Here is a 6,990-nt window from a genome sequence, read left to right as displayed (position 1 = left end):
TGGTATGCTGCGGACGAGAATACTTGGGATTGGGTCTTTGAAATGCCTATCCTCCCAAGAAAAGGGCGGTTCATCCGCCCTTTCCTTTTGAGCTAATTTTATGGCCGGCTCCGATCAACTATTGATGGCGGCACTTCTGAAAGCACCAAGTTGCAAGAAATTTGGTCAGCAATATACAAACCGTCAGTTGTCCGCATCAGAATCAAGTAAAAATAACATGGAGATATTTGAAGCAAATGCCTCATTCTTTTGCGTTTCCCAAACTACCGCCCAACTTCTTCAACATACCTAGCTCTACGGTTCCTCATTGTCTTACAGAAGATGTTTGGGGATGGCGTATCAGGTTCGGCTTATGTTATTTATACCTTTTAGCCAATTATTAAGTCGCTAGTTAATAATGGAAACTGAGAAGGAAGTAGAACAATTTACGGTTGCAGAGCTTTTCTGTGGATGTGGTGGGTTTTCCCATGGCTTCTGGCAAACGGGTAAATTTCGAACTGTATTTGGTAATGATATAAAAAAACACGCGCTACGTACGTTTGAGTTGAACCATTCTCATGGAGAGTCTTCTCCTTTTATATTGCACGACGATATACGAACCGTAACGGACTCAAGTATTAATGAATTATTGCGAACCAATGGTGTTGAAAACCTTGATTGCTTGCTAGGTGGCCCGCCGTGCCAAGGATTTTCCCAGATGCGGCGCACCGGGGCTCGTAAAGGCTCGGAGATTGTTCGGTATGGGGGCTACAACAAACTCGACCAAGACCCGCGCAATGATCTTGTACTCCGCTTTTTAGAAATTGCTGCTGCGATAAAACCGAAAGTAATCGTGATTGAAAACGTACCGCAGTTTTTAAGTCACTTTCATGACGGTAAGCGAGGTGGAATAGCTCAGCAGGTGGAAGAGATTCTTTGCCAAATGGGCTACCAGGTCACTTGTGGAATTTTAAATGCTGCGGATTTTGGAGTTCCACAACTTCGCCAAAGAGCAGTCATCATTGCATCGCGGCTTGGTCACATAACCCTGCCTTCTCAAACACACAGCGATCCTTCCCTGCCAATTTATCGTCAGGTAAATCCGTGGGTGACGGTTATGGATGCTCTGGCTGACCTACCGCCAGACCCCCCATTTCACGAAACACTAGCTGGACGGCAAGACGAATTCGTATCGATCCCACGGAGTTCTTTTGCAAAACTAATGCGAACTTCTGAAAGTTTTCCTTACAACCACATTACCCGAAACTATCAGAGACGTGTCCTAAACATAATTCAACAAATGCGACCCGGCGAAACTTGGGATGAGGCGAGTGACCGAATGCGTGGGATATATGCGGAACTTGTAACAACATTGGTTCAGCAGGATATATCAGAGACTAGAGCAAGAATGCTTCTTGAAAAAGAAGGGAAAATAATTTCAGCTTTCTACAAGCGGTATTACTGGAGCGCCTATACAAGACTCGATTGGAATAAACCAGCCTTAACTATCACTGCCAATTCAAATTTCTTGGGCTCCGGACGCTTCACACATCCAGATCGTTGCCGCGGCATTACGATGCGAGAGGCCGCAAGGCTCCAATCTTTTGACGACGCCTTTACTTTTTATACCTCAGAAGACCCAAATAAAGCCACGGAAAACATAGGTGTCGGCCTTGACATGATTGGCGAGGCAGTCCCCCCCTTGCTAGCAAAAGCAATAGGTAAAACCGTTGCAGTACATTTGAACGAATATAAGCAATAAATCAAAGACTGAAAACATAAGGGGAAAGCCATGCCAGAACCACAGGACCATGTCATCAAGGCGATTCATAAAATGCGAAAAGAACTTGGTGAAGATGCGCACTTTTCAAGTGATGAGATATGGAAACACGCCACCATTGAAGTTCCAAGCACTAAGAAGCCTGGCGTAATCAATTGGCTCAGAAAGACTGGACATATTGAACCAACGGGAAATACAACCCGTGCAGTAAGTGCCGCACGTGCAGGAAGCGCAACAACGGAATACCGATTTAAGAGGTTGGATGTTGCTGCAACACTGGAGCCATTAATGCCGGAAACTTCCTTGCAAGCTTTTCGAGAACACTTACACGCTGGCTTCACAGGGGCAGGCTTGCGAGTTCCTGATAGCATCATGCTACGTTTTTCAGCCTCGCTTCTCGCCAAGCGCTTCCTCATTCTTACCGGCCTTTCGGGTTCAGGAAAAACCAAACTGGCCCAAGCCTTTGCTGCGTGGATTTCAGAGTCTGAAGATCAATATCGCCTCGTTGCCGTTGGGGCGGACTGGACCACAAACGAGAACGTGCTCGGCTACCAGGACGCACTCCAGGCTGGCATCTACCGCAAGCCACCCAGCGGTGCGCTGGACGTTATCCTGCGCGCGGAGAATGATCCGGCACATCCCTACTTCCTGATTCTGGACGAGATGAATCTTTCCCATGTGGAGCGCTATTTCGCCGACCTCCTTTCCGCTGTCGAATCGGGGCAGGAAATTGCTCTGCATTCTTCGGAGGAGCCCCTTGAATCCTGCTCAGACGACCCTTTGCCGGTACCGCCAAAAATCCGCCTGCCAAACAATCTGTTCATCATTGGCACGGTGAACGTGGATGAAACGACTTACATGTTTTCACCCAAGGTGCTGGACCGCGCTAACGTTATCGAATTCCGCGCCACTGCTGACGACATTGCCGCCTTTCTCGACGCACCTTCAAAGGTGGACTTGGACGCGCTGGCTCGAAAGGGTGCGGCTTTCGGGCCAGCCTTTGTGGTGGAAGCCAGCACGGAGGCAAAACTCGATGCTGCAACAGCGAACGAACTCAAGGCTAGACTGACAGAAATCTTTCGTGCGCTGGCTCCGATCGGCGCTGAATTTGGCTACCGCACCGCGTATGAAATCACTCGCTTCATGCATTTTCACGCCAGGCTGTCGGGTGAAAATTGGAAGTTTAAAACCGCCCTGGACGCGCAGGTACTGCAAAAGCTAGTGCCGAAACTGCACGGCTCCGAACGCCGTCTGGGGCCGGTGCTGAAAGCGCTGGAAGCGTTTTGCGCGACGCACGAGTGCGATGACAGCCTGAATAAAATCGAGCGCATGCAAAATCGGCTCAGAACTGATGGTTTCACCAGCGCCGCCGAGGCGTAAATGGCCGAGTCGTTGGAGTTTCTGGATTGGCACGGGAACCCCAATGCCTGTCTTGAAATTTACCCGCCGGAAAGCCCAGACAACGCGCTGGTGCGGCAAGGAGATGCTGAAGCAAGGGAAGCAGGTGAAGAACCGCTACAGCTTATGGAAGGGCTGCGCTACGAATACGCTTTTGTCGGCCCCGGGGCTGAAAACCTGCGGCTTGAAGAAGAATTCGGCCTTGGCGCGGTGGAGCCAAGCGGCAATCCCCGGCTGGCTCACTGCGGCAGTATCGCCACTGGCCTGAATACAGGGCGACTGGCGCTGGTGGTACGCGATGCGGCTGGGGAAGTCGCTGGGCGCGCCGCGCTTGAGGTACGTTCGCGCAAGGTCAATTATCGCAACGACTATCGGCACATGCTGGAAGACATTACCGAGCACTCCGTGGCACTACTGATGGACCTGCGTGCACCGTCAGCCATGCGCGTGGCGCCCGAACCGGGCCGGACACCCGACACGCTGCACCAGCGCTTTGCTTTTTTACGCGGCCTTCTTGGGTCGCGCCAGTTTCGTGATGCCCTGCACCGCATCACGACACACCCCTACCGGCGCTGGGAGCCTGAAGAGACCGCGCACGACATGCGGCGGGGCTTCAAGCCCGACGCCAAAACACAACGCCAGCTTGCCCGTGCGTCCAGACGGGTGCCGCTCCCGTCCGGCCACCCACTGGCGAAGGCCATTTCGTCCCTGCCTGAACGTATTTCGCTCCACCGCAACACCCAGACCGAGGACACGCCGGAAAACCGCTTTATCAAGTTCGCGCTGCAATCGTTTGCCAGCTTCCTGAACAGAATGCGCCACAAACTGGAGGAAATTGGCAGCGCTGCCGATGCCCGACTGCAAGCGGAGATAGCCGCCCAGGAAAGCCTGCTCGAAACGGCTTTGGCAGCAGATGTGTTCCGCAGCGTTTCTGACCCGGACATATTGCCGCTGGGTAGCCCCGTATTGCAGCGCAAGGAAGGCTACCGCGAAGTTTTTCAGGCCTGGCTCAAGTTTGACATGGCGGCACGCCTGGTGTGGCGTGGCGGCGATGATGTCTACGGCGCAGGCCAGCGCGACATCGCCACACTTTACGAGTACTGGGTTTTCTTCAAACTGCTGGACATCGTTTCGTCGGTGTTCTCACTGGAAAAGCCTACCGCACAGGAGTTGATCGAAGTAACTGCAGACGGCTTCGGCCTGAAGCTCAAATCAGGCGAGCAATTGGCGTTCGATGGGGTAACTTTTGGCGGCGCCCGCCCGCTGCGAGTACGGTTCAGCTATAACCGCAGCTTTTCTTACAATGTCGCCCCGGATCTGACTGGATCATGGACCCAGCGCATGCGGCCGGACTACTCCTTGAGCCTGTGGCCAGCAACGTTCTCCGAAGAAGAAGCTGAAGCTCAGGAAATTATGGCCCATGTGCATTTTGACGCCAAATACCGCATCGATAGCGTAGAACAGCTTTTTGGGCGTACCGATGAAAGCCTCGATGCCGCCGATGCAAACAACGACTTGGCAGAAGAAAAACAGGAGCAACGCGAAGGTCGCTACAAACGTGCAGATTTGCTGAAAATGCACGCTTACCGCGATGCCATCCGCCGCACCCAGGGTGCCTATGTGCTCTACCCCGGCGATGCATCGCGCCAGTGGAATGGATACCATGAAATCTTGCCTGGGCTAGGCGCTTTCCCGCTCAAACCAGGCAACGGTGCGCTGGAGGTAGAAAGTTTTATCCGCGAGGTTGTCGCCCACGCTTGCGACCGGGCGACAGCGCGGGAGCGCCAGAGTTACCATACCCACAAGGCGCAGGAAGCGCCTGCGAGCTATAAGGTGTTTAGCCAGCTTCCTGAGTTTGACGGCACTACACGCCGGCGCATGCCGCCTCCTTCCGAGACGCATGTTCTGATTGGCTGGTACAAGGATGCCGCCCATTTGAAATGGGTGCAGGCCAAGAAGCTTTATAACTTCCGCATGGACACCAAAGCTGGCTCGCTACGGCTCAAACCGGAGGTTTCCGGCGCTCACTATCTCTTGCTGCACAGTTACAGGGGGAAAACCAGTTCCGGCCTTTTTGTTGTCTCCAAAGAGGGGCCGCGCGTGCTGTCAAAAGAAGCACTTATGAAAGAGGGTTACCCCGGCACGCCATCCCAACCCTTCTATCTGGTCTATAACGTCGTGCCGGCACCAGGTTTTGAAGGCTTCGAGTGGGACTACTCGAAACTGCCGGAGCGCCTGCAAAATCGGCAGTCGGCAGAGCCGCAAACGGTCACGCTCGACGCGTTGATGGCGGTCGCCAGAGAAAACCTGCTGGCAGGTGCGGGAGGCGGCTGAGGTGGGTTCTAGCAAATCCCCGGCAACGGTCAGAGAGGTTGCCGGTGCCTTGAAATACCGTTACCACGATTTTGCTCACTACAACCTGAAAGATCCGCTGGACGAGTTGCTGTTCATTATTTGCAGCACGAAAACTGATGAGGCGAACTACCGTAAAACGTTCCGGGCGCTGAAAGATTCATTTCCCACCCACCTGATGATCGCCGAAGCGCCCGCCGAATACATTGCCATGACCATCGCCAGAGGTGGGCTGTCCAACCAGAAATCAAAGGCAATCCGCAACCTTCTGGACGCTGTCGTAGATCAGTTTGGCGAGCCGAGCCTTGAACCACTGCGCGCCATGAGCGACAAGGGAGCAGAAGCTTTTTTGCTGGCGCTGCCGGGGGTCGGCAAGAAAATTGCGCGCTGTGTCCTGATGTACTCGCTGGACCGGCAGGTTTTCCCTGTAGACACCCACTGCTGGCGCATCTCCCGGCGCTTGGGATGGGTCAGGCCAACACAAAAAGACCGGCATTGCGCGCCGCGCGACATGGACCGCCTGCAATCTAAAATCCCCCCGGAGCTTCGCTACTCCCTACATGTGAACTTCATTTCGCTGGGACGCGAAATTTGCACTGCGCACGCGCCGAGATGCCAGGAATGCCCTGTTGCTGCCTGGTGCCACAGGGTTGGGGTAGCTCGCGGCAGGTAAAGTGAGAAAGACCGGTTGCTCAGTAAAGTGTCAATTGCTTTGGTGAGCTTGATGACAATATCTTGGCCTATGCTGAAGGGCTTGGCGACAAAGAACCTTGCAGTACCCACATTAGATCGCTTGAATGTGATTCCGTCGAGTAAAAAAACCCGCTGTGGCTTACGCCTTGGCGGGTTTCCTTCCGGCAATAAATCAGCGCGCGCGATAAAGCAGGGTCGGGTGAACTTCCTGCAGCACCTTCTGCATTCCCTTGCGGCTCTTCAGGTTGAGAATTACCGGCGAACGGGTATTGGCGGCAATTTTTCCGCTTTCGGCGTCGTCACGATAAACGATCACCGCGACGGCTGCGTCTTCTGTGTCTTGCAGGAGTCGACGGTAGCCGCCTTCCTGCTGCGCGCCCGCCGGGAAGGCTTGCGCGACTTCGGCGCCTGTCTCAGCCCGATGTCCGCCTTCCATATACTTCAGGGGCTGGAAACGCTGTCGCTGCGCATGGCCCGGCACATCGAAAACGCCCGGCTGGTGGTCGCCCATCTGTTGACGCGGAGCGGGGAGGGCGATCAGGTGGACAAGGTGGTGCATCCCGATCTGCCGGATCATCCGGACCATGAACTGGCCAGGAAACTACTGCCCAAGGGCAGCAGTTCGGTTTTTACCTTCAACTTGAGGGGTGGCAGACTCGCCGGCCGCAAGTTCATCGAAGCTTTGCGCGTCTTCTCGCATCTGGCCAACGTCGGCGACGCCAAGTCGCTGGTCATCCACCCGGCATCCACCACCCATTTCCGCATGTCCGACGAGGCACTGGTGGCAT

General features: G+C 54.2%; 6 protein-coding genes. 5 read left to right on the top strand and 1 reads right to left on the bottom strand.

What is annotated here, in order from left to right:
- The first annotated feature begins 397 nt into the window (after positions 1-397).
- The 4 genes from ACOYNV_RS24605 to ACOYNV_RS24590 are packed head-to-tail and all read left to right on the top strand — an operon-like array spanning position 398 to position 6,182.
- The gene (locus ACOYNV_RS24605) at positions 398-1,741 is read left to right on the top strand and encodes a DNA cytosine methyltransferase (RefSeq protein ID WP_422902449.1); all 1,344 of its coding nucleotides are present in this window, start codon (positions 398-400) and stop codon (positions 1,739-1,741) included.
- A gap of 30 nt (positions 1,742-1,771) precedes the next feature.
- The gene (locus tag ACOYNV_RS24600; RefSeq protein ID WP_422902448.1) at positions 1,772-3,139 is read left to right on the top strand and encodes an McrB family protein; all 1,368 of its coding nucleotides are present in this window, start codon (positions 1,772-1,774) and stop codon (positions 3,137-3,139) included.
- On the top strand, positions 3,140-5,491 hold the full coding sequence (locus ACOYNV_RS24595; RefSeq protein WP_422902447.1) for a DUF2357 domain-containing protein: 2,352 nt from the start codon (positions 3,140-3,142) through the stop codon (positions 5,489-5,491).
- Positions 5,492-5,540: 49 nt separating this feature from the next.
- On the top strand, positions 5,541-6,182 hold the full coding sequence (locus ACOYNV_RS24590; RefSeq protein WP_422902446.1) for an endonuclease III domain-containing protein: 642 nt from the start codon (positions 5,541-5,543) through the stop codon (positions 6,180-6,182).
- A 192-nt stretch (positions 6,183-6,374) separates the two neighbouring features.
- On the opposite strand, the gene fliW is transcribed toward ACOYNV_RS24590, so the two are convergent.
- Positions 6,375-6,638 (bottom strand): flagellar assembly protein FliW, encoded by a 264-nt coding sequence (gene fliW, locus ACOYNV_RS24585; protein ID WP_422902445.1) that lies wholly within the window; start codon positions 6,636-6,638, stop codon positions 6,375-6,377.
- On the opposite strand from fliW, the gene ACOYNV_RS24580 reads away from it, so the two are divergent.
- The coding region (locus ACOYNV_RS24580; protein WP_422902444.1) for a PLP-dependent transferase at positions 6,624-6,990 on the top strand (367 nt) is incomplete at its 3' end. The two genes, fliW and ACOYNV_RS24580, sit on opposite strands and share 15 nt — an antisense overlap.

This window comes from Propionivibrio sp., assembly GCF_049316945.1.
In the GTDB taxonomy this organism is placed as follows: Bacteria; Pseudomonadota; Gammaproteobacteria; order Burkholderiales; family Rhodocyclaceae; genus Propionivibrio.
The sequence above is the reverse complement of the archived record's forward strand: the minus strand, read 5'-3'. Positions and strand labels throughout refer to the sequence as shown.

Excerpts from the sequence above, each read along its gene's own strand:
- ACOYNV_RS24605 (WP_422902449.1), top strand. The coding sequence starts at position 398 with ATGGAAACTGAGAAGGAAGTAGAACAATTTACGGTTGCAGAGCTTTTC.
- ACOYNV_RS24600 (WP_422902448.1), top strand. The coding sequence starts at position 1,772 with ATGCCAGAACCACAGGACCATGTCATCAAGGCGATTCATAAAATGCGA.
- ACOYNV_RS24595 (WP_422902447.1), top strand. The coding sequence starts at position 3,140 with ATGGCCGAGTCGTTGGAGTTTCTGGATTGGCACGGGAACCCCAATGCC.
- fliW (WP_422902445.1), bottom strand. The coding sequence starts at position 6,638 with ATGGAAGGCGGACATCGGGCTGAGACAGGCGCCGAAGTCGCGCAAGCC.